Raw genomic sequence first — 22,315 nt, 5'->3', positions numbered from 1 at the left:
CTTACTTCTCCTGCTGCTTCGGCTCCGGGCGGCCCGGCTGCTCGCCGCCGCGCTCCTTGATGTACGTCTCGGTCGGCACCATCACCTTGCGGCGGAACACGCAGACGAGCGTGCCGTCCTGCTTGTGGCCCCTGGTCTCGACGTGCACGATGCCGCGGTCGCTCTTGGACTTCGACGGCCACTTGTCGAGCACCGTGGTCTCGCCGTAGATCGTGTCGCCGTGGAAGGTCGGCGCCACGTGCTTGAGCGACTCGATCTCCAGGTTGGCGATCGCCTTGCCGGAGATGTCCGGCACGGACATGCCGAGCAGCAGCGAGTAGATGTAGTTCCCGACGACGACGTTCTTGCCGAAGTCCGTCGTCCGCTCCGCGTAGTGGGAGTCCATGTGGAGCGGGTGGTGGTTCATGGTGAGGAGACAGAAGAGGTGGTCGTCGTACTCCGTGACCGTCTTCCCGGGCCAGTGCTTGTAGACCGCCCCGACCTCGAACTCCTCGTAGGTGCGTCCGAACTGCATGGCCGTCACGCCTCCGGGATCTCGAACGTGCTGGTGCGCCGCATGCCGGCGGCGCGTCCCTTGCCCGCGACGACCAGCGCCATCTTGCGGCTGGCCTCGTCGATCATCTCGTCGCCGAGCATCGCGGAGCCCTTCTTGCCGCCCGCCTCGGACGTGTAGTACTCGTACGCGTCCAGGATCAGTTCGGCGTGGTCGTAGTCCTCCTGCGACGGCGAGAAGATCTCGTTGGACGCCTCGACCTGGCCCGGGTGCAGCACCCACTTGCCGTCGAAGCCGAGCGCGGCGGCGCGGCGGGCGACCTCGCGGTAGCCGTCCACGTTGCGGATCTGGAGGTAGGGGCCGTCGATCGCCTGGAGGTTGTTGGCGCGGGCCGCCATCAGGATCTTCATCAGGATGTAGTGGTAGGCGTCCGCCGGGTAGCCGGGCGGCTGCTCGCCGACCACCAGCGACTTCATGTTGATCGACGCCATGAAGTCGGCCGGGCCGAAGATGATCGTCTCGATGCGTGGACTGGCTTGAGCGATCTCATTGACGTTGTTGAGGCCCTGGGCGTTCTCGATCTGCGCCTCAATGCCGATGCGGCCGACCTCGAAGCCCATGGTCTTCTCGATCTGCGTCAGCAGCAGGTCGAGCGCCACGATCTGCTGGGCGTCCTGCACCTTCGGCAGCATGATGCAGTCAAGATTCGGGCCGGCACCCTCAACCACCGTGACGACATCCCGGTACGTCCACTCGGTCGTCCAGTCGTTGACGCGCACCACCCTCGTCTTGCCCGTCCAGTCACCCTCGTTGAGGAACTTGACGATGGTGTGCCGCGCCTCGGGCTTGGCGAGCGGCGCGCAGGCGTCCTCCAGGTCGAGGAAGACCTGGTCGGCCGGGAGGCCCTGGGCCTTCTCCAGGAAGCGCGGGTTCGAGCCCGGTACGGCCAGGCAGGAACGCCGGGGGCGAAGGCGGTTGACCGTGGTCATGCGGGGACCTCCAGGGGGTCGAGCTTGTTCGCTGTGCGGATCTCGTCGACGATGCGGCCGATGATGCCGGTGATGTCGAAGTCCTTCGGCGTGAAGACCGCGGCCACTCCGGCGGCCCGCAGCTGTTCGGCGTCACCGTTCGGGATGATGCCACCGGCGATCACCGGTATATCTGTGGCACCGGCCACATGGAGGCGTTCCAGCACGTCCGGCACGAGTTGCGCGTGCGAACCGGACAGGATCGACAGGCCGACCGCGTGCACGTCCTCCGCGAGAGCCGCGTCCACGATCTGCTCCGGGGTGAGCCGGATGCCCTGGTAGACCACCTCGAACCCGGCGTCGCGGGCCCGCACCGCGATCTGCTCGGCCCCGTTGGAGTGCCCGTCCAGGCCCGGCTTGCCGACCAGGAAGCGCAGCTTGCCGACGCCGAGGTCCCGGGCCGTCAGCTCCACCTTGCGGCGCACCCCGGCCATCTTGGAGCCCTCCTCGGCGGGCATGGCCACCGGCGCCGACGACACGCCGGTCGGGGCGCGGAACTCGCCGAACACCTCGCGCAGCGCCCCGGCCCACTCGCCGGTCGTGACGCCCGCGCGGGCGCACTCCAGGGTGGCCTCCATGAGGTTGGCGGTGCCCCGCGCGGCCTCCTTCAGCCGCTCCAGCGCCTTGCAGGGGCGCGGGTGGTTGAACGGCGGCTGGTAGCGGGTGTCGCGCCAGTGCCGGAGCGAGGCGACGACACGGGCCTCGACCGCCGGGTCCACCGTCTGGATCGCGGTGTCCAGATCGGAGGTCAGCGGGTTCGGCTCGGTGCCCTCGAAGATGTTGACGCCGACGATCTTCTCCTCGCCGGACTCGATCCGGGCCCGGCGGTCGGCGTGCGAGGCCACCAGCTGCGACTTGAGGTAGCCCGACTCGACGGCGGCCATCGCGCCGCCCATCTCCTGGATGTGCTCGATCTCGGCGAACGCCGCCTCGACCAGCTCGCCGACCTTCGCCTCGATCACCTTCGAGCCCTCGAAGATGTCGTCGTACTCCAGCAGGTCGCTCTCGTACGCGAGGACCTGCTGGATGCGCAGCGACCACTGCTGGTCCCAGGGGCGCGGCAGGCCGAGGGCCTCGTTCCAGGCCGGCAGTTGCACGGCACGCGCGCGTGCGTCCTTGGAGAGGGTCACGGCCAGCATCTCCAGCACGATCCGCTGGACGTTGTTCTCCGGCTGCGCCTCGGTCAGGCCGAGGGAGTTGACCTGGACGCCGTACCGGAAGCGGCGGTGCTTGGGGTTCTCGATGCCGTAGCGCTCGCGTGTGATCCTGTCCCAGATGCGGCCGAAGGCGCGCATCTTGCACATCTCCTCGACGAAGCGGACGCCCGCGTTCACGAAGAACGAGATGCGGCCGACGACGTCGCCCATCCGCTCCTGCGGCACCTGGCCGCTGTCGCGCACGGCGTCCAGCACGGCGATCGCGGTGGACATCGCGTACGCGATCTCCTGCACCGGCGTGGCGCCCGCCTCCTGCAGGTGGTAACTGCAGATGTTGATCGGGTTCCACTTCGGCATGTGGGAGACCGTGTACGCGATCATGTCCGTCGTCAGACGGAGGGAGGGGCCCGGCGGGAAGACGTGCGTCCCCCGCGACAGGTACTCCTTCACGATGTCGTTCTGCGTCGTCCCCTGGAGCTGCGTGATGTCCGCGCCCTGCTCCTCGGCGACGACCTGGTAGAGCGCCAGGAGCCACATGGCCGTGGCATTGATCGTCATCGAGGTGTTCATCCGCTCCAGCGGGATGTCCTGGAACAGGCGGCGCATGTCACCGAGGTGGGCCACCGGCACGCCGACCCGGCCGACCTCGCCGCGGGCGAGGATGTGGTCGGAGTCGTAGCCGGTCTGCGTCGGCAGGTCGAACGCGACCGACAGACCGGTCTGGCCCTTGGCGAGGTTGCGCCGGTACAGCTCGTTGGACGCCTCCGCGGTCGAGTGCCCCGCGTACGTCCGCATGAGCCACGGACGGTCCTTCTGACGCTCTGTCATGCCAACCGGCCCTCAGACGTTCCGGAAGCGGTTGATGGCGTCGATGTGCCGGGCGCGCATCTCCGCGTCGCGCACGCCGAGGCCCTCCTCGGGGGCCAGGCACAGCACGCCGACCTTGCCCTGGTGGAGGTTGCGGTGCACGTCGTAGGCGGCCTGCCCGGTGTCCTCCAGGGAGTAGACCTTGGAGAGCGTCGGGTGGATCTTGCCCTTCGCGATGAGCCGGTTGGCCTCCCAGGCCTCGCGGTAGTTGGCGAAGTGCGAGCCGATGATGCGCTTCAGGGACATCCACAGGTAGCGGTTGTCGTACTGGTGCAGGTAGCCGGAGGTGGAGGCGCAGGTGACGATGGTGCCGCCCTTGCGGGTGACGTACACGGAGGCGCCGAACGTCTCCCTGCCGGGGTGCTCGAAGACGATGTCGACGTCCTCGCCGCCGGTCAGCTCACGGATGCGCTTGCCGAACCGCTTCCACTCCCTGGGGTCCTGGGTGTGCTCGTCCTGCCAGAACTTGTAGTCCTCGGCGGAGCGGTCGATGATCAGCTCGGCGCCCATCTTCCGGCAGATCTCGGCCTTCTGCTCGCTGGAGACGACGCAGATCGGGGTGGCGCCGCCGGCCAGCGCGAACTGCGTGGCGTAGCTGCCGAGGCCGCCGCTCGCGCCCCAGATCAGGACGTTGTCGCCCTGCTTCATCTGCGCGCCGTTGGCGGAGACGAGCTGCCGGTAGGCGGTGGAGTTGACCAGACCGGGAGCGGCGGCCTCCTCCCAGCTGAGGTGGTCGGGCTTGGGCATCAGCTGGTTGGACTTCACCAGAGCGATCTCGGCGAGGCCGCCGAAGTTGGTCTCGAAGCCCCAGATGCGCTGCTCGGGGTCGAGCATCGTGTCGTTGTGGCCGTCGCTGGACTCCAGCTCGACCGACAGGCAGTGCGCGACGACCTCGTCGCCCGGCTGCCAGGCGTTGACGCCGGGGCCGGTGCGCAGCACGACGCCCGCGAGGTCGGAGCCGATGATGTGGTACGGCAGGTCGTGGCGCTTGGCCAGCTCGTTGGTGCGGCCGTAGCGCTCCAGGAAGCCGAAGGTGGACAGCGGCTCGAAGATCGAGGTCCACACCGAGTTGTAGTTGACCGAGGAGGCCATCACGGCCACCAGGGCCTCGCCCGGGCCCAGTTCGGGAACCGGCACGTCGTCGAGGTGGATCGACTTGCGCGGGTCCTTGTCGCGGGTGGGCATGCCCGCGAACATCTCCGTCTCGTCCTTGTGCACGGTGATCGCGCGGTACGACTCGGGGAGCGGCAGGGCGGCGAAGTCGGCCGGCGTGGAGTCGGGCGACTGGATCGCGTCGAGGATGTCCTTCACGGTCACGGTGTTGCCTCCGGCGGTGAGCGCCCTGAGGGAGGGGCGCTGTGGGTTACGTCGGTGCTGCTGAGGGTGGTGAGGTGCCGTCGGTTCGGCGGGATGGTGCTTCGGCAGCGCTTGGTGGCGCGGGAGGGTGCCTGTGACGCAGGCGTCCGGGCGTGCGGGCGGTGGGCCTGCTGGGACAGCCGCCCGGAACTGCTTCAACGTATGACACCGCGTGTCAGCTGACAAGGCACTGAGTGCCAGAAACTGCTCTCAGATGAAATCTTTACGTAACAAATGAGCGATGATCGATCGAAAAGGCTCGCCGAGACGGGCCAAACTCTCCCCGGATACGCCAAAACGGCCACCCGTTCGGGTGGCCGTCGTCACAGCGGGTGAAGAGGCTCAGCGGGTCTTGAGAGCCTCCTCGATGGTCCGCATGACCTCGTCCAGCGGCGCGTCGGTCCGCGCGACCGTCACCAGCACCTCGTCCCGCGCGGAGGCGGTGGCCGGCGACTGCCGGGGCGCTCCGGTGCGACCCGCCCCGATGCCCGAACCGAACGTCTTGCGGACGATCGCGAAGGCGTGGTCGAGCTGGGCCTCCACGTCGCCCTGGCCGCCCGCCCGCAGCCAGCGCCGCAGGACGTGGTTGTGGGCGGTGACGACCGCGGACGCGGCGACCTCGGCCAGCAGCGGGTCGTCGTTGGCGTCGTCGTCGTGCGCGTGCTCGTCGAAGTGGCCGAGGAGATAGCGGGTGAACAGGCGCTCGTAGCGGGCCACCGACGCGATCTCCGCCTCGCGCAGGGTGGGCACCTCGCGCGTCAGCTTGTAGCGGGCGACCGAGATCTCCGGCCGCGCCGCGTACATCTTCATGACTTCCTTGATGCCGCGGCACACCGTGTCGAGCGGATGCTCGTGCGCGGGCGCCGCGTTGAGCACCGCCTCCGCGCGCACCAGGGTGTCGTCGTGGTCGGGGAAGATGGCCTCTTCCTTGGACCGGAAGTGGCGGAAGAAGGTACGGCGCGCGACCCCGGCCTGGGCCGCGATCTCGTCGACGGTGGTCGCCTCGTACCCCTTGGTCGCGAACAGCTCCATGGCCGCGGCCGCCAGTTCCCGGCGCATCTTGAGCCGCTGGGCGGCGGCGCGGCTGCCGGCGGCGCTTTCCGGCACGTCGGGCGTGGCTGGTGTACGTGAGGACTTGGCGGGCTGGGACATGCCCCGAACGTACTCCATGTGCGCAGCTCCATGCGCGTGCACGGGGTTTCCCCCGCCCCTCGGGGGCGGGGCGGACACGGCGGGGTCCAGCAGCCCGCCCCAGTCCTCACCTGGCCGGAACCAGTCGCCGGGCCGTTCAGCGGCGGGCATATTCGCGGAAGCCACGGCCCGTCTTGCGGCCGAGGCAGCCCGCGGCCACCAGGTGCTCCAGAAGCGGCGCCGGGGCGAGCCCCGGGTCGCGGAACTCGCGGTGCAGGACCTTCTCGATGGCCAGCGACACATCCAGGCCGACGACGTCCAGCAGCTCGAACGGGCCCATCGGGTAGCCCCCGCCGAGCTTCATCGCCGCGTCAATGTCGTCCAGTGACGCGTAGTGCTCCTGCACCATCTTGACCGCGTTGTTCAGATACGGGAAAAGCAGCGCGTTGACGATGAACCCGGCCCGGTCCCCGCAGTCCACCGCGTGCTTCCCGATCTTGACGCAGACCTCCCGGACCGTGGCGTGGACGTCGTCGGCGGTCAGCACCGTGCGGACCACCTCGACCAGCTTCATCGCCGGCGCCGGGTTGAAGAAGTGCATCCCGATCACGTCCTGCGGACGCGAGGTGGCGCGGGCACAGGCGACGACCGGCAGCGACGAGGTCGTCGTCGCCAGGACCGCGCCCGGCTTGCACACCTTGTCCAGCGCGGCGAACAGCTGCTGCTTGACCTCCAGGTCCTCCGCGACCGCCTCCACGGCGAGGTCCACGTCGGCGAAGTCGTCGTAGCTGCCGGTCGGCGTGATCCGCTCCAGCGCCTCAGCGGCGCTCTCGGCGGTCGTCCGGCCCTTGTCGACGGAGCGGGCCAGGGACGTGCCGACGCGGGCCTTCGCGGCCCGCGCCTTCTCCTGGCTGCGGGCGGCGAGCACCACCTCGTAGCCGGCCTTGGCGAACACCTCGGCGATGCCGGAGGCCATGGTGCCGGAGCCAGCGACACCGACCGAGCGCACCGGCCGGCCGGGGATCGCGGTGCCGCCCTCGCGCGGGGTCAGCGCGTCCGGCACCACGGTGGCGCTGCCCGGCGCCTCGTACGTGTAGAAGCCCCGGCCCGCCTTGCGGCCCGTCAGGCCCGCCGCGCTGAGCTGCCTCAGGATCGGGGCGGGGGCGTGCAGCCGGTCGCGGGACTCGGTGTACATGGCCTCCAGGACCGTGCGGGCGGTGTCGATGCCGATCAGGTCGAGCAGCGCCAGCGGGCCCATCGGCAGACCGCAGCCCAACCGCATCGCGGCGTCGATGTCCTCGCGGGAGGCGTAGTTCGCCTCGTACATCGCGGCGGCCTGGTTGAGGTAGCCGAACAGCAGGCCGTCGGCGACGAATCCGGGCCGGTCGCCGACCGCGACGGGCTCCTTGCCCAGGTCCAGGGCGAGGTGGGTGACGGCGGTGACGGCGGCGGGCGCGGTCAGCACGGACGAGACGATCTCGACCAGCTTCATGGCGGGCGCCGGGTTGAAGAAGTGCATGCCGAGCACCCGCTCGGGACGGGCGGAGTCGGCGGCCAGCCGCGTGACGGACAGGGCGTTGGTGCCGGTCGCCAGGAGGGCCTCGGGGCGCACGATCCCGTCCAGCTCCCGGAAGATCTGCTGCTTGATCTCGTACGACTCCGGCGCCACCTCGATCACCAGGTCGGCGTCGGCCGCCGCGCGCAGGTCGGTGGAGGTGCGGACCCGGGCGAGGAGGCCCGCGCGGTCCTGCTCGGTGAGCCGCCCGCGCCGCACCGCGCGGGCGGTGGAGGCCTCCAGGGCGGCGACGCACTTGGCGGCCTGGGCCTCGCTGATGTCGATGCCGAGGACCGTCCGGCCGGCCTTGGCGAGGACCTCGGCGATGCCGGTGCCCATGGTGCCGAGGCCGACGACGGCGATGGTCCGCAGAGGGGACAGAGGGGTGTCGGACAGGGGAGTGGCCATCGCGGGACTCCAGGAATGAGGGTGACGACTGGGAGCACGACCCGGCGCGCCGCAAAGGGCGCACCGGGTGCGTGAAGGAGTGCGGGTGTTGCCGGGCTGCAGGCGCACACGCCCGGTGCCGTCGGCCGGGCGATGCACATGCCCGTCGAACGGTGGTCCGACCGGCCCTGTCCCGGGGCCGAGTCGCACGGGTACGTCAGTACCGAACCGACTGCTCTCCCGACGGCTGCGTCACCAAACCGTCGAAAGGAAAGAACGCGAGGGGGTAACTCGCTCGTCTGAGCTTAACTTCCGGGTAACGAGCGCGCCAGTCCTCGTGTTTGTGATGTACGTCCCGAGCCGCCGACGGCCCTACCCTCGGGGCATGGACGAAGAGTTGCGATCACTCACGGAGCGCTTACGGGCCGAGTCCGGGGCGACGGAGGCCTTCCGGCACCTGGCCGCGACCGAGGACCCGGACGAACTGGCCACGGTACTGACCCAGCCCGGCCGGCCGCTGTGGGCCCGCGAACTGGCTGCCGTCCGGCTCGGCCTCACCGGGGACCGCCGCGCCTTCGAACCCCTGATCCTGCTGCTCAACCACCGTGACCCGCCGCGCTGTGCCGCCGCCGCGTACGCCCTCGCCCGCCTCGGCGACCCACGCACCGCCCGCGCCGCCGCCGCGCTCGCCACCAACGAACTGCGCGTCGCCTACGCCCTGCACCCCGTCCGCCTCCTGGTCGAACTGCGCGCCCCCGAGGCCGTCCCGGCCCTGATCACCACCCTGGAACGCCGCCTGCACCCCCACGACCCCTACCGCCGCGTGGCCCTGGCCTGCGTGGAGGGCCTGGGCACCCTGGCCGACCCCCGGGCCAGACGCGTCCTGACCGAATCCCTGGCCCACCCACCCCTGGCAGAGGCGGCGGCCCGAGCCCTGCGCCGCATCCCGCACCAGCGCTGACGGGTGTGCGGGCGGTGGGCGGTCAGCGGGGGAGTACCTTCACGTACCGCACCTCGGGCACCGCGACCCCGGCCGCCTCGAAGGCCTCCTCGGCCCCGTCGGCACGAAAGCCCGCCCGTTCGTAGAACCGCCGGGCACGGGCGTTGTCCCGCAGCACCCGGAGGAGCATGCGGCCGCGCCCGGCACAGCGGCGAACGGACTCGGCGAGCAGCGCCCGCCCGATCCCCTGCCCGATCCGGTCCGGCCGCACGTAGAGCGCGTAGAGCTCGGCGTCCCGCGCGGTGCCGTCCCCGTCCCGGTACGGGCCGTGCGCCGCCCAGCCGGTGATCTCGCCGTCGAGCTCCGCGACCAGGTCCACCACCCTCGCGTCGCCCCGCGCGAGGAGTGCGCGGCGGCGCGCCGCGTCCTCCGCCACGTCGAGTGCGTCGAGGTACGGCTGGGGCATGAGACCCCGGTAGGCCGACTGCCAGCCGCGCACGCGGACTTCGGCCACGCCCTCGCAGTCGGCGCGGGTCATCTCGCGGATCGTCGGCGCCGTCACCCGGGCAGCACCGCGTACGCCTCGACTTCCAGCAGGCAGGCCGGGTGGGCCAGGGCGGTGACCTGGACCGCGGACGCGGCCGGGAGGCGGTGGTCGGGTATGTGGGTGGCGCGGGCCGCGCGGACGGCCGGCATGTGGGCCATGTCCGTGACGAAGTAGGTGAGTTTCACGACGTCGTCGAAGGTCGCGCCCGCCGCGGCCAGGCAGCGGGCGAGGTTGGCGAACACCTGGCGGGCCTGGGCGGCCGGGTCGCCCGCGCCGACCAGCTCGCCCCGGGCGTCCAGCGGGAGCTGGCCCGAGACCGCCACGAAACGGCCGGTGCCCATGACGACGTGCGTGTAGTGCGCGGCGGGGGCGACGCCGTCGGGGGCGGGGATTCTCGTCAGCTCGCTCATACGGCCATGATTGCGTACGGCACTGACAACCCCGCCCCCGGCGGCTCGTCCCGGTCGGTCGTCAGCGCCGGAAGCCGAGGAGACCGTGCAGCGTCGAGCCGCGTGACGGGGCCGGTGCCGCCTTCGACGCCAGCGGCTTCGGGTCGGGGAGCGCCGGGCACACCGCGTCCGCCTCGCCCTCGCCGCGTGGCACGGTCCCGTCGGTCAGATAGGCGGTGAGGTGCTTGTCCAGGCAGTCGTTGCCGCTCAGTGTGATGCCGTGGTTGCCGCCGCCGTCCTCGACCACCAGGCTCGACCGGGCGAGCCTGCGGCCCATCGTCACGCCGCCCCGGTACGGGGTGGCCGCGTCGTTCGTCGCCTGGAAGAGGAGAGCCGGCGGCAGCTCGTCGTTGGTGATGTCCACCGGCCGCAGCGCGCGCGTGGGCCAGAACGCGCACGGCGCGTTGTACCAGGCGTTGTTCCAGGTCATGAACGGTGCCCTCGCGTGCACCGCCCAGTTGTCCCCACGCCACTGCCGCCAGTCGCGCGGCCAGGGGGCGTCACGGCACTCCACCGCCGTGTAGACGCTGTAGCCGTTGTGCCCGGAGGCGTCGACGGCGCCGAAGTTCTCGTAGGCCTCGACCAGCGGGTCGTCGTTCTTGTCGTTGACGTACGCCGCGAACGCCTCCGCGAGGTGGGGCCAGTAGCCGTTGTAGTAGGCGCCCGGGACGTAGGTGTCCTCCAGCTCGGCGGCGCCCACCTTCCCGTCGGCCGGCTCCTTGGCGAGCGCGGCCCGCATCGCGTACCACCTGGACTCGACCGCGGCCGGGACCGTGCCGAGCCGGTAGGCGCCATCGTGCCGGGCGACCCACGCCAGGAAGGCGCGGTGCCGGTTGTTGAAGGCGTGGTCCTGGGTGAGGTTGTCCTCGTACCAGACGCCCGTCGGGTCGACCACCGAGTCCAGCACCAGCCGCCGCACGCGCTGCGGGAACAGCCGGCCGTACACCGCGCCGAGATAGCTGCCGTACGAGTAGCCGAAGTAGGTGATCCTCCTGGCGCCGAGTGCCGCCCGGATCGCGTCCATGTCCCGTACGGCGCTGACCGTGTCGATGTGGGGCAGCAGGTCCCCGTACTTCTTGCCGCAGGCCTCCGCGAACGCCTTCGCGCGCGTGACGTTGGCCTCCTCCAGGGCTTGGGTGACCGGTACGGAGTCCGGGCGGACCGGGCCGAAGTGGCCGGGCCGGCAGTCCAGCGCGGGCCTGCTCGCGCCCACCCCGCGCGGGTCGAAGCCGATGACGTCGTACTGGGCGGCGACCGGCCCGGGCAGCGCGGACGCGACGAATCCGGCCAGGGTCAGGCCGCTGCCGCCGGGGCCGCCGGGGTTGACCAGCAGCGGGCCCTGGTACCTCTTCGCGGTGTGCGGGACCCGCGACAGCGCCAGGGTGATCTGCCGTCCCCGCGGTTTCGCGTGATCGAGCGGTACGTTCAGCGACGCGCACTGCAGCGTCGGGTATTTCTCGGTGCCGCAGTCCTTCCAGGCGAGCTTCGCGGCGGGTGCGGATCGCGCGGTGCGCGGGGCGTCCGCCTCGGCCGGGACGGCCGTCACGCTCCCGGCCACGATCGCGGCGGCGCCGCACAGCACGGCTGCGCGTTTTCTCATGTGGGGGCCTCCCAGGGCGGAGGGGTGTCGGACCGCGGGGTTCACGGCCCTCGCCGCATCGTCCCGGAAAGCGACCCCCGCGGAACGCGTGCCGCCAAGGGTTGACCCGATCGGGTCGGGGGATGCGCTCGGATGCTCCTAAAGGAGCGTCAGTTGCGTCGGTTCGGTCAACACCGGTCCCGTCGGCTCAGGCCCCGGCTCGGACCCCGGCTCCGGCTCCCGGCTCCGGCGCGGCATCCCCGCGCGCGTGGGCCCGATGCCGTACTCCTGCGCCAGGTCGTGCACCTGGCGGGTGATCCGGCGCTGGTACCACTTCGGGGCGTAGGCGCCCTCCGCGTACAGCCGCTCGTAGCGGCGCACCAGATGCGGGTGGTGCTGCCCGAGCCAGGCCATGAACCATTCGCGCGCGCCGGGCCGCAGATGCAGCGCGAGCGGCGTCACCGACGTGGCGCCCGCCGCCGCGATCGCCCGCACCGTCTCCCGCAGCTGCGCGGGGTGGTCGCTCAGGAACGGGATCACCGGCGCCATCAGGACACCGCAGCCGAGGCCGCGCCCGCTCAGGGCGCGTACGACGTCCAGGCGGCGCTCCGGCGGGGGCGTGCCCGGCTCGACGGTGCGCCACAGCTCGCCGTCCGTGAAGCCCACCGACACGGAGATGCCGACGTCCGTGACCTCGGCGGCCTGCGTCAGCAGGTCCAGGTCGCGCAGGATCAGCGTCCCCTTGGTGAGGATCGAGAAGGGGTTGGCGTGGTCGCGCAGGGCGCCGATGATCCCCGGCATCAGGCGGTAGCGCCCCTCGGCGCGCTGGTAGCAGTCGACGTTCGTGCCCATCGCGATGTGCTCGCCCTGCCAGCGCCGCGAGGACAGCTGGCGGCGCAGCACCTCCGGCGCGTTCACCTTGACGACGATCTGGGTGTCGAAGCCGACGCCCGTGTCGAGGTCCAGATAGCTGTGCGTCTTCCTGGCGAAGCAGTACACGCACGCGTGCGTGCAGCCGCGGTACGGGTTGACCGTCCACTCGAACGGCATGCGGGAGGCGCCCGGCACCCGGTTGACGATCGAACGGGCCCGCACCTCGTGGAAGGTGATCCCGGCGAATTCGGGCGTGTCGAAGGTGCGAGTGGTCACCGCGTCCGCGCCGAACAGCGCGGCGTCGGCGCGGCCGTGCTCGGTGGTGCCGGACTCGACGGCGAGGTTCTCCCAGCGCATGAGGCCTCCTCGGTAGCACTGGACACAGAATAGAACACTTGTTCCCTTGATCGTGCGAAGGTGTTTCCCGGTCGCTTCCGGCCGCCGCAGGGCCCCCGATTTGGGCGGGTGGACACCGGGGTGATTGGCTGGCCCCCACCCCGAGAACCCAGGTGCTGGAGGAAGTCGATGGCGCAGGTCGAGGCCACTACGGAGCGGATCGTCGCGGCGGACGCGGAGACCGTGTTCGACACGCTCGCCGACTACAGCGGCGCGCGCGAGAAGCTGCTGCCCGGGCAGTTCAGCGAATACGAGGTCCGCGAGGGCGGCGACGGCGAGGGCACCGTCGTCCACTGGAAGCTCCAGGCCACCAGCAAGCGCGTCCGCGACTGCCTGCTGGACGTCACCGAGCCCACCGACGGCGAGCTCGTCGAGAAGGACCGCAACTCCTCCATGGTCACCACCTGGCGGGTCACCCCGGCCGGCGAGGGCACGTCCCGCGTCGTCGTGACCACGACCTGGACGGGCGCCGGCGGCATCGGCGGCTTCTTCGAGAAGACCTTCGCACCGAAGGGTCTCGGCCGTATCTACGACGCGCTGCTCGCCAACCTCGCCGCCGAGGTCGAGAAGTAGGCCGGGAAGCAGAGCGATGCGCGGGGCGGCGCCGGCCTGGCGTCGCCCCGCGCGTGAACGGTCTCCTCAAGGTGCCGACAGCCCAGGGACGTTGGCGCCATCACCGGTTCGAGTGATCTCCGCACTGACCGCCCTTGTGCCGTAACTCGCCGTATCTGCTCGCAGTTGTCGCTTTGCGCGGGAATGGTGCGGCAGGGCGACGAGGGGAGCGGTACGTGGGCGGAATCACTCTGGTGCAGGACGAACCGGCGGTCTCACCGCCCCGGGCACCCGCGCCGCCGTCGCCGCCCGCGGCCGAATTCAACCCGCGCCGGGTGCGGTTGGTCTTCGTCGCGCTGATGCTGGCGCTGCTCCTGGCCGCCCTGGAGCAGATGATCGTCGCCACCGCGCTCCCGAAGATCGTCGGCGAGCTGCACGGCCTGGACAGGATGTCCTGGACGATCACCGCCTACCTGCTCACCGCCACCGTCGGCCTGCCGGTGTACGGCAAGCTCGGCGACCTCCTCGGCCGCAAGGGCGTCTTCCAGTTCGCCATCGTCGTCTTCGTCGCCGGCTCCGCGCTCGCGGGCCGCGCCCAGACCATGGACCAGCTGATCGCCTTCCGCGCGGTGCAGGGCGTCGGCGCGGGCGGCCTCATGATCGGCGTGCAGGCGATCATCGCGGACATCGTCCCGGCCCGGCAGCGCGGCCGGTACATGGGCCTGATCGGCGCCGCGTTCGGCCTCGCGTCCGTCGCGGGGCCACTGCTCGGCGGCTACTTCACGGACCACCTCTCCTGGCGCTGGTGCTTCTACATCAACGTCCCCTTCGGCCTGCTCACCATGGCCGTCGTCGCCGTCGTCCTGAAACTGCCGAAACCCACGGCCAAACCCCGCTTCGACGTCCTCGGCACCCTGCTGCTGGCCGCCGCCTCCACCTGCCTGGTACTGCTCACCAGCTGGGGCGGCACCGAGTACGCGTGGGGCTCGAACGTCGTCCTCGGCCTCGGCGCGGGCGCCGTCGCCGCCACCGTCCTGTTCCTCGTCGCCGAGCGCTTCGCCGCGGAACCCCTCATGCCGCTGCGGCTGTTCAAGGACTCCGTCTTCAACATCACCGGGCTGATCGGCCTCGTCGTCGGCGTCGCGCTGTTCGGCGCCGCCAGCTATCTGCCGACCTTCCTGCAGATGGTCGACGGGGCGTCCGCCACCGAGTCCGGGCTGCTGATGCTGCCCATGACGGGCGGCATCGTCGTCGCCTCGATCCTGTCCGGACAGCTCATCAGCCACACCGGCAAGTACCGCGTCTACCCGATCCTCGGCGGCGCCCTGTCCGTCGCCGGCATGTCGCTGCTGTCCCGCCTGGAGGTGGACACGCCCCGGCTGCACTACAGCGTCTGGATGTTCGTCCTCGGCGCCGGCATCGGCATGGTGATGCCCGTCCTGATCCTCGCCGTGCAGAACTCCGTGCGCCCCGCCGACCTCGGCACCGCCACCAGCGCCAACAACTACTTCCGGCAGATCGGCGGGAGCGTGGGCGCCGCCGTCTTCGGCACCCTCTTCACCGACCGGCTCACCGACGCGCTGCGAGAACGGGTCCCCCCGCGTGCGGGCGTCGTCCTGCCCGACCCCGAGTCCATCACCCCGCAGGTCGTCCACGCACTGCCCCCGGCGCTGCGCGACGGCTACATCCGGGCCTACGCCGACGCCATGCCCCGGATCTTCCTCTACCTCGTGCCGGTGCTCGTCCTGGGCCTGCTCATCGCCTTCTTCCTCAAGGAGACCCCCCTGTTGAACACCGCAGCGGCCAACACCCAGGGCCCCGACCCCGCGACCGCACAGCTGAACAGCACCGGCGTCCCCCAGGCCCGTTCGTGCCACAGCGGCGGCATCCCCGTGTGCGGCGCCGTGCAGCACCCCGACGGCACCGCCGTACCGCGCGCCGCGCTCACCCTCATCAACGTCTCCGGGCAGCAGGTCGGGCGGGGCGCCAGCGGCGACGACGGCCGGTATGCGCTGGCCGTGCCCGGCTCCGGGGCGTACGTCCTGATCGCCGCGGCGGGCGGCCACCAGCCGCAGGCCGTCTCCGTGACCGTCGGCGAGCGGCCCGTCGAACTCGACGTCGTGCTCGGCGGCGCCGGACGCCTCGCCGGCATCGTGGTCACCGCCGACGGCACGCCCGTGCGGGACGCGGCCGTCACCCTCACCAACGTGCACGGCGAGGTCGTCGCGAGCACCCGCAGCGGACGCGAGGGCGGCTACGTCATCACCGAGCTGGTGGCCGGCGAGTACACCCTCGCCGCGAGCGCGCCCGCCTTCCGTCCGGCCGCGCTGGCCGTCACCGTGCAGGCCGCCCGGGAGACCCGCCAGGACGTCGAACTGGCCGGCGGGGCCGTCCTGCGCGGCACCGTGCGCGCGAGCGCCGGGCGGCCCGTCGAGGACGCGCGCGTGACGCTGCTCGACGCGGCGGGCAATGTGGTGGACACCCTCACCACCGGGCCCGACGGTACGTTCCGGTTCGTCGACCTGTCGTCCGGCGAGTACACCGTCATCGCGGCGGGGTATCCGCCGGTGGCGACCGTCCTCCAGGTGGCCGGTGGCGGACGCACCGAGCGTGACCTCCAGTTGGGGCACGAGGACTGAGGAGGTGGCCCTGCGGGACCGGGCAGGGCGGGCTCGCACGTCGGTGGCGCCGGGGAGGGTTCCGAGCCTCCGAGGGGCGAACGGAGCGCGGGCGGCGGTTGGGGCGCACGGTGGCTCACAGCGGCTCACGGCGGCGCGTGCCGGCGTCGCAGGAACCGTGAGGGAATGCGCCGGGTGCTTGTAGCGGTGACCGGCGCGCGATAGACCGTACTGGCCCGTCACTCCGTCGGGTCGCCGTCGCACCCTGGGGAGTTGTGCATGAGCGTGACCAGTCGGTACCGCCGGGCCTGGGAGAACTTCTGGAGCGAGGCGCCCGATGAGCAGGGCGCCGTGATCTGGGACGCCGCACCGGCCCTGACCTCGGCCCTGCACCTGGCCCTGTTCGAGCCGTACCTGTCCGACCCCGCCCTGCCGATGGTGGACCTCGGCTGCGGCAACGGCACCCAGACCCGTTTCCTCGCCGACCGTTTCCCGAGGGTCGTCGGCGTCGACCTGTCCACCGCGGCCATCGAGCACGCCCGGCGCGCCGATCCCGCCGGGCTGGCGTCCTACCGGGTGGTGGACGCCGCCGAGAAGACCGAGGTGGACTCGCTGCACGCCGAGTTCGGCGACGTCAACGTCTACATGCGGGGTGTTCTGCACCAGAGCGAGCCCGACGACCGGCAGCCCCTGGTGGACGGCCTCGCCGCGCTGCTCGGGGAGCGCGGGCGGGCGTTCCTCGTCGAGCCCTCCCAGGCCGCCAAGGCCGTCCTGCTGGACCTGGTCCAGGGACCGGAGGGGCCGCCGCCGAAGCTCGTGCCCGTCTTCCGGCACGGCCTCGCGCCCGGCGAGGTCGCCGGCGAGGCGGTGCCGGAGTTCCTCGGCTCGGCCGGCCTGACGGTCCTGGCCCACGGGGAACTGCCCCTGACCACGACCGAGTACGGCCCCGACGGCACCCGCATCGCACTGCCGTCGCGCTGGCTGGTGACCGGCCGCACCAGCAGGTGAAACCGGCCCGCCGACCTGCCGCGGCACAGTGCCCGCGACTCCCCGCCGACCACCGCCACGGGGCGACCCGAGCCCGCTGACCTGCCGGCACCGGGCCGTGGCCGCTGCACCGCGGTCCGCCATTGGTCTGGGCCGGTGAGAGTTTTCCACAGGCCTGGCAGGGATTCGCCGTGACCCGTAGCGTGAGGCGGCATGAAGATCCTCATCAGCGCCGACATGGAGGGCGCCACCGGCGTGACCTGGCCCGCCGACGTGCTGCCGGGGACCCCGCAGTGGGAGCGGTGCCGTTCGCTGTTCACCTCGGACGTCAACGCCGCAGTGCTGGGCTTCCTGGACGGCGGCGCCGACGAGGTGCTGATCAACGAGGCGCACTGGACCATGCGCAACCTCCTGCTGGAACAGCTCGACGAGCGCGCCGAGATGCTCACCGGACGCCACAAGTCCCTGTCCATGGTCGAGGGCGTGCAGCACGGCGACGTGGACGGCATCGCCTTCGTCGGCTATCACGCGGGCGCGGGCATGGAAGGCGTCCTCGCCCACACCTACCTCGCCAACTCCATCACGGGCGTGTGGCTGAACGACCGCCGGGCGAGCGAGGGGCTGCTCAACGCGCACGTGGTCGCCGAGTTCGGGGTGCCGGTCGTCCTCGTCACCGGTGACGACGTGGCCTGCGAGGACGCGCTCGGGTACGCGCCGCAGGCGCTGAAGGTCGCCGTCAAAGACCACGTGTCGCGGTACGCGGCCGTGTGCCGGACCCCGGCGAGAACCGCGGCCGACATCCGCGCCGCCGCCAAGGAGGCGGCGTCCCTGGCGGTGCGTCACGAGCCAGCCAGCGAGGGACCGTTCACGATCGCGCTGGAATTCGACGCGGAACATCTGGCGATGGCCGCCACCGTCGTGCCGGGCGTGGCCCGGATCGCCGAGCGGAAGGTCGCCTACACCCACGACACCATGTACGAGGGCATCCGCACGTTCAAGGCCGTCACGACGATCGTCTCGGCCGCGGTGGAGGAGCAGTATGGCTGACCCGCAGGCACTGGACGAGGTCGTGACGTTCACGTCCGACCTCATCCGCATCGACACCACCAACCGGGGCGGCGGTGACTGCCGTGAGCGCCCCGCCGCCGAGTACGCCGCCGCCCGGCTCGCCGAGGCAGGTCTGGAGCCGCTTCTGCTGGAGCGCACCCCCGGCCGGACGAACGTCGTCGCGCGCGTCGAGGGCACCGACCCGACCGCCGACGCCCTGCTGCTGCACGGTCACCTGGACGTCGTGCCCGCCCAGGCCGAGGACTGGAGCGTCCACCCCTTCTCCGGGGAGGTCCGCGACGGGGTCGTGTGGGGGCGCGGCGCCGTCGACATGAAGAACATGGACGCGATGATCCTCGCCGTCGTGCGCGCCTGGGAACGGCAGGGCGTGCGCCCCCGGCGGGACGTCGTGATCGCGTTCACCGCGGACGAGGAGGACAGCGCCGCCGACGGCGCCGGATACCTCGTCGGCCGGCACGCCGACCTGTTCGAGGGCTGCACGGAAGGCGTCAGCGAATCCGGGGCTTACACCTTCCACGACGGCGACGGCCGCCAGATCTACCCGATCGCCGCGGGTGAGCGCGGCACGGGCTGGCTGAAGCTGACCGCGCGCGGGCGCGCCGGACACGGCTCCAAGGTGAACGGGGAGAACGCGGTGTCGCGGCTCGCGGCGGCGATCGCCCGCATCAGCGAACACGAATGGCCGACGCGGCTGACCCCGACCGTACGGGCCGCCCTCACCGAACTGGCCGCGCTGTACGGCATAGAGACCCGCCTGGACGACGTCGACGGACTGCTCGGCAAGCTCGGGCCCGCCGCGAAGCTGGTCGAGGCCACCGTCCGCAACAGCGCCAACCCGACCATGCTGAGCGCCGGCTACAAGGTCAACGTGATCCCGGGCGAGGCCGTCGCGCATGTGGACGGACGGTTCCTGCCCGGCGCCGAGGACGAGTTCCGGGCCACGCTCGACCTGCTCACCGGGCCGGACGTCGACTGGGAGTTCCACCACCGGGAGGTGGCGCTCCAGGCGCCGGTCGACTCGCCGACGTTCGCCGGGATGCGGGCCGCCGTGGAGGAGTTCGCGCCGGAAGGGCACGTGGTGCCGTTCTGCATGTCCGGCGGCACCGACGCCAAGCAGTTCTCGCGGCTCGGCATCACCGGCTACGGCTTCACGCCGCTGAAGCTGCCCGAGGGCTTCGACTACCAGGCCCTCTTCCACGGCGTCGACGAGTGCGTCCCGGTGGGGGCCCTGCACTTCGGAGTCCGTGTCCTCGACCGCTTCCTGCGGTCGGCCTAGAGAAATCCCAAGGAGCGGGGAATTGGGGGAGAACGTGCAGACCCTGCCGTACGGTGCGTGGCCCTCGCCGGTCGACGCGGCGCTCGCCGCCGAGCACGACGGGCGGCCCGAGTACGTGGGCTTCGTCGGCGACGAAGTGTGGTGGACCGCGCCACGACCGGCCGAGGGCGGCCGGCGCGCCCTGGTGCGCCGGACCGCCGACGGCACGGAGGAGTCGCTGCTGCCCGCACCGTGGAACGTGCGCAGCCGCGTCATCGAGTACGGCGGCCACCCGTGGGCCGCGCGGCCCGGGGCCGACGGCCCGCTCGTGGTGTTCGTGAACTTCGCCGACCAGCGGCTGTACCGGTACGAGCCGGGCGGCGAGCCGCGTCCGCTGACGCCCGTGTCGGCGGTGGGCGGCGGGCTGCGCTGGGCGGAGCCGCTGATCCGCCCGGAGCGCGGCGAAGTGTGGTGTGTGCTGGAGGAGTTCACCGGCGAGGCACCCACCGACGTGCGCCGAGTCCTGGCCGCGGTGCCGCTGGACGGCTCGGCGGCAGGGGACCGGGAGGCCGTGCGCGAACTCACCGACGGCGCCCACCGGTTCGTCAGCGGCCCGAGGATCTCACCGGACGGGCGGCGCGCGGCCTGGCTCGCCTGGGACCATCCGCGCATGCCCTGGGACGGCACCGAACTGCTCGTCGCCGACGTCCGCCCCGACGGGGCGTTCGGGCCGGCGAGCACCGTTGCCGGAGGCCCCGAGGAGTCGATCGCGCAGGCCGACTGGGGAGCCGACGGCTCGCTGCTGTACGCGAGCGACCGCACCGGCTGGTGGAACCTCTACCGCGACGGCACGCCGCTGTGCCCGCGCGAGGAGGAGTTCGGCGGGCCGCTGTGGAAACTCGGCCTGCGCTGGTTCGCGCCGCTGGAGGGCGGCCTGATCGCCGTCGTGCACGGCCGGGGCACCACCGCGCTCGGCGTCCTCGACCCCGAGACGGGCGCCCTGTGCGACGCGGCCGGGCCCTGGACGGAGTTCGCGCCCACGCTCGCGGCCGACGCCGAGCGCGTCGTCACCGTCGCCGCGGGCCCGCGCACCGGGTACGAGGTCGTCGAGCTCGACACCCGCACCGGCCGCACCCGCGTGATCGGCGCCGAGCACCACGACCCGGTCGACCCCGCCTACTACCCGGAGCCGCGGACCCGCACCTTCACCGGCCCCGGCGGCCGGGAGATCCACGCCCACCTCTACCCGCCGCACCACCCCGGCTGCGCGGCGCCCGAGGGCGAACGGCCGCCGTACGTCGTGTGGGCGCACGGCGGGCCCACCAGCCGCTCACCGCTCGTGCTCGACCTGGAGATCGCCTACTTCACCTCGCGGGGCATCGGCGTCGCCGAGGTCAACTACGGCGGCTCCACCGGGCACGGCCGGGAGTACCGCAACCGGCTGCGCGAGCAGTGGGGCGTCGTCGACGTCGAGGACTGCGCCGCCGTCGCCCGTGCCCTCGCCGACGAGGGCACCGCCGACCGGGCCCGGCTCGCGATCCGCGGCGGCAGCGCCGGCGGCTGGACCACGGCCGCCTCCCTGGCCACCACCGACGTCTACGCCTGCGGCACGATCCTCTATCCCGTCCTCGACCTGACCTGCTGGGGCACGGAGGAGACCCACGACTTCGAGTCGCGGTACCTGGAGACGCTGGTCGGGCCCTGCGCCGAGGTCCCCGAGCGGTACGCACAGCGGTCGCCCGCCACGCACGCCGACCGCGTCACCGCGCCCTTCCTGCTGCTCCAGGGCCTGGACGACGTGATCTGCCCGCCCGTGCAGTGCGAGCGGTTCCTCGCCCGCATGCGGGGCCGGGGCGTGCCGCACGCCTACCTCACCTTCGAGGGGGAGGGGCACGGCTTCCGGCGCGCGGACACCCTGGTGCGCGCCCTGGAGGCCGAGCTCTCCCTGTACGCGCAGGTGTTCGGGCTGAAGGCGAGCGGTGTGCCGACGCTGGAGCTGACCCCGTGAAACCGCTCCTCCGGCCGCCCCGGCTGGCTCCCGGCGCGCGCGTGGCCGTCGTCGCGCCCAGCGGGCCCGTGCCCGAGGAGCGGCTCCAGGCCGGACTCGACGTGCTGCGCGGCTGGGACCTCGACCCGGTCGTGGCACCCCATGTGCTCGACCGGCACGGCACGTTCGCGTACCTGGCGGGCACGGACGCCGACCGCGCCGCCGACCTCCAGGCCGCCTGGTGCGATCCGTCCGTCGACGCGGTGCTGTGCGCCCGCGGCGGATACGGGGCGCAGCGCGTGGCCGACCTGCTCGACTGGGAGGCGATGCGGGCGGCCGGGCCGAAGGTGTTCGTCGGCTTCAGCGACATCACCGCACTGCACGAGGCGTTCGCGGTCCGCCTCGGGCTCGTCACCCTGCACGGGCCGATGGCGGCGGGCCTCGACTTCTTGAAGAACGCGCGGGCGCAGGAACATCTCAGAGCCACCCTGTTCGCGCCGGAGACGGTCACCACCCTCACCTCCGGCGGCGGCGCCCTGGTGCCAGGACGGGCGCGCGGCGTCACGCTCGGCGGATGCCTGTCGCTGCTCGCCGCGGAACTGGGCATCCCGCACGTGAGGCCCTCGGCGCGCGGCGGGCTGCTCTGCCTGGAGGACATAGGCGAGGAGACGTACCGGCTGGACCGCTGTCTGACGCAGCTTCTGCGCGCGGGATGGCTGGACGGGGTGCGCGGGGTGCTGCTCGGCTCGTGGGTGGACTGCGGCGCGTACGGCGAGGTGCGCGCGCTGTTCGCCGACCGGCTCGGCGGCCTCGGGGTGCCCGTGGCGGAGAACGCCGGGTTCGGGCACTGCGACGGAGCGCTGACCGTTCCCTTCGGGGTGAGGGCGGAACTCGACGCGGACGCGGGGGCGTTGACGCTGGAGGAGCCCGCCCTGCGCTGACACCCGGGGGCGTCCCGGCGCGGCGGCGCCCCCCGCACCGGCCGCGTCTGCCCTGACGTACCTGGCGCGCGCACCCTCGCACCGGGCACGTCCGCACCGACGTACTGGCGCGTCCGCCCCGACGCCCCGGGCGCATCCGCCGTGAATCT

The 22,315-nt window shown here is 72.1% G+C and carries 18 protein-coding genes; 8 read left to right on the top strand and 10 right to left on the bottom strand.

Features of this window, described 5'->3' with window-relative positions:
* Nucleotide 1 precedes the first annotated feature (1 nt).
* The 6 genes from AB0M97_RS01760 to AB0M97_RS01735 all read right to left on the bottom strand — a co-directional run bounded on the left by AB0M97_RS01760 (nt 2) and on the right by AB0M97_RS01735 (nt 7,995).
* Entirely contained in the window at nt 2–514 is a 513-nt protein-coding gene (locus tag AB0M97_RS01760) for a MaoC family dehydratase (protein ID WP_365958677.1), read from the bottom strand.
* A 5-nt stretch (nt 515–519) separates the two neighbouring features.
* Nucleotides 520–1,482, bottom strand: coding sequence for a CoA ester lyase (locus AB0M97_RS01755; RefSeq protein ID WP_365958676.1), 963 nt, complete (start codon nt 1,480–1,482; stop codon nt 520–522).
* On the bottom strand, nt 1,479–3,506 hold the full coding sequence (locus AB0M97_RS01750) for a protein meaA (RefSeq protein WP_365958675.1): 2,028 nt from the start codon (nt 3,504–3,506) through the stop codon (nt 1,479–1,481). The genes AB0M97_RS01755 and AB0M97_RS01750 overlap by 4 nt, the downstream gene beginning before the upstream one ends.
* A gap of 12 nt (nt 3,507–3,518) precedes the next feature.
* Nucleotides 3,519–4,856, bottom strand: coding sequence for a crotonyl-CoA carboxylase/reductase (gene ccrA, locus AB0M97_RS01745; RefSeq protein WP_365958705.1), 1,338 nt, complete (start codon nt 4,854–4,856; stop codon nt 3,519–3,521).
* 387 nt (nt 4,857–5,243) lie between these two features.
* Nucleotides 5,244–6,053 (bottom strand): TetR family transcriptional regulator, encoded by an 810-nt coding sequence (locus AB0M97_RS01740; protein WP_365958704.1) that lies wholly within the window; start codon nt 6,051–6,053, stop codon nt 5,244–5,246.
* A gap of 136 nt (nt 6,054–6,189) precedes the next feature.
* Nucleotides 6,190–7,995 (bottom strand): 3-hydroxybutyryl-CoA dehydrogenase, encoded by a 1,806-nt coding sequence (locus AB0M97_RS01735; RefSeq protein ID WP_365958674.1) that lies wholly within the window; start codon nt 7,993–7,995, stop codon nt 6,190–6,192.
* A 364-nt stretch (nt 7,996–8,359) separates the two neighbouring features.
* Between AB0M97_RS01735 and AB0M97_RS01730 the strand changes: the two genes are divergently transcribed.
* Nucleotides 8,360–8,935 (top strand): adenylosuccinate lyase, encoded by a 576-nt coding sequence (locus tag AB0M97_RS01730; RefSeq protein ID WP_365958673.1) that lies wholly within the window; start codon nt 8,360–8,362, stop codon nt 8,933–8,935.
* Nucleotides 8,936–8,957: 22 nt separating this feature from the next.
* Here AB0M97_RS01730 and AB0M97_RS01725 read toward each other — a convergent pair whose 3' ends face one another.
* The 4 genes from AB0M97_RS01725 to AB0M97_RS01710 form a co-directional block, all read right to left on the bottom strand.
* Nucleotides 8,958–9,452, bottom strand: a complete 495-nt coding sequence (locus AB0M97_RS01725) for a GNAT family N-acetyltransferase (RefSeq protein WP_365958672.1) — start codon at nt 9,450–9,452, stop codon at nt 8,958–8,960.
* A 20-nt stretch (nt 9,453–9,472) separates the two neighbouring features.
* Nucleotides 9,473–9,871 carry a RidA family protein gene (locus tag AB0M97_RS01720; RefSeq protein WP_365958671.1) on the bottom strand — a complete coding sequence of 133 codons (399 nt, stop codon included), beginning with the start codon at nt 9,869–9,871 and terminating at the stop codon, nt 9,473–9,475.
* A gap of 61 nt (nt 9,872–9,932) precedes the next feature.
* Nucleotides 9,933–11,510 (bottom strand): alpha/beta hydrolase, encoded by a 1,578-nt coding sequence (locus AB0M97_RS01715; protein ID WP_365958669.1) that lies wholly within the window; start codon nt 11,508–11,510, stop codon nt 9,933–9,935.
* 138 nt (nt 11,511–11,648) lie between these two features.
* Nucleotides 11,649–12,719 (bottom strand): Rv2578c family radical SAM protein, encoded by a 1,071-nt coding sequence (locus tag AB0M97_RS01710; protein WP_365958668.1) that lies wholly within the window; start codon nt 12,717–12,719, stop codon nt 11,649–11,651.
* 168 nt (nt 12,720–12,887) lie between these two features.
* Here AB0M97_RS01710 and AB0M97_RS01705 point away from each other — a divergent pair, with 168 nt between their 5' ends.
* The 7 genes from AB0M97_RS01705 to AB0M97_RS01675 all read left to right on the top strand — a co-directional run bounded on the left by AB0M97_RS01705 (nt 12,888) and on the right by AB0M97_RS01675 (nt 22,166).
* Nucleotides 12,888–13,331 (top strand): SRPBCC family protein, encoded by a 444-nt coding sequence (locus AB0M97_RS01705; RefSeq protein ID WP_365958667.1) that lies wholly within the window; start codon nt 12,888–12,890, stop codon nt 13,329–13,331.
* 215 nt (nt 13,332–13,546) lie between these two features.
* Nucleotides 13,547–15,949 carry an MFS transporter gene (locus AB0M97_RS01700; protein WP_365958666.1) on the top strand — a complete coding sequence of 801 codons (2,403 nt, stop codon included), beginning with the start codon at nt 13,547–13,549 and terminating at the stop codon, nt 15,947–15,949.
* 258 nt (nt 15,950–16,207) lie between these two features.
* Nucleotides 16,208–16,936: a class I SAM-dependent methyltransferase gene (locus AB0M97_RS01695; RefSeq protein WP_365958665.1), complete on the top strand. Its 729-nt coding sequence runs from the start codon at nt 16,208–16,210 to the stop codon at nt 16,934–16,936.
* A 192-nt stretch (nt 16,937–17,128) separates the two neighbouring features.
* Nucleotides 17,129–17,962 (top strand): M55 family metallopeptidase, encoded by an 834-nt coding sequence (locus AB0M97_RS01690; protein WP_365958664.1) that lies wholly within the window; start codon nt 17,129–17,131, stop codon nt 17,960–17,962.
* Complete coding sequence (locus tag AB0M97_RS01685) at nt 17,955–19,259, top strand: M20/M25/M40 family metallo-hydrolase (RefSeq protein WP_365958663.1); 1,305 nt, start codon at nt 17,955–17,957, stop codon at nt 19,257–19,259. The genes AB0M97_RS01690 and AB0M97_RS01685 overlap by 8 nt, the downstream gene beginning before the upstream one ends.
* Before the next feature lie 22 nt (nt 19,260–19,281).
* The gene (locus tag AB0M97_RS01680; protein ID WP_365958662.1) at nt 19,282–21,246 is read left to right on the top strand and encodes a prolyl oligopeptidase family serine peptidase; all 1,965 of its coding nucleotides are present in this window, start codon (nt 19,282–19,284) and stop codon (nt 21,244–21,246) included.
* Nucleotides 21,243–22,166, top strand: coding sequence for an LD-carboxypeptidase (locus AB0M97_RS01675; RefSeq protein ID WP_365958661.1), 924 nt, complete (start codon nt 21,243–21,245; stop codon nt 22,164–22,166). The genes AB0M97_RS01680 and AB0M97_RS01675 overlap by 4 nt, the downstream gene beginning before the upstream one ends.
* Nucleotides 22,167–22,315: the final 149 nt, after the last annotated feature.

The organism is Streptomyces sp. NPDC051207, assembly GCF_040682395.1.
GTDB lineage: Bacteria > Actinomycetota > Actinomycetes > Streptomycetales > Streptomycetaceae > Streptomyces.
The sequence above is the reverse complement of the archived record's forward strand: the minus strand, read 5'-3'. Positions and strand labels throughout refer to the sequence as shown.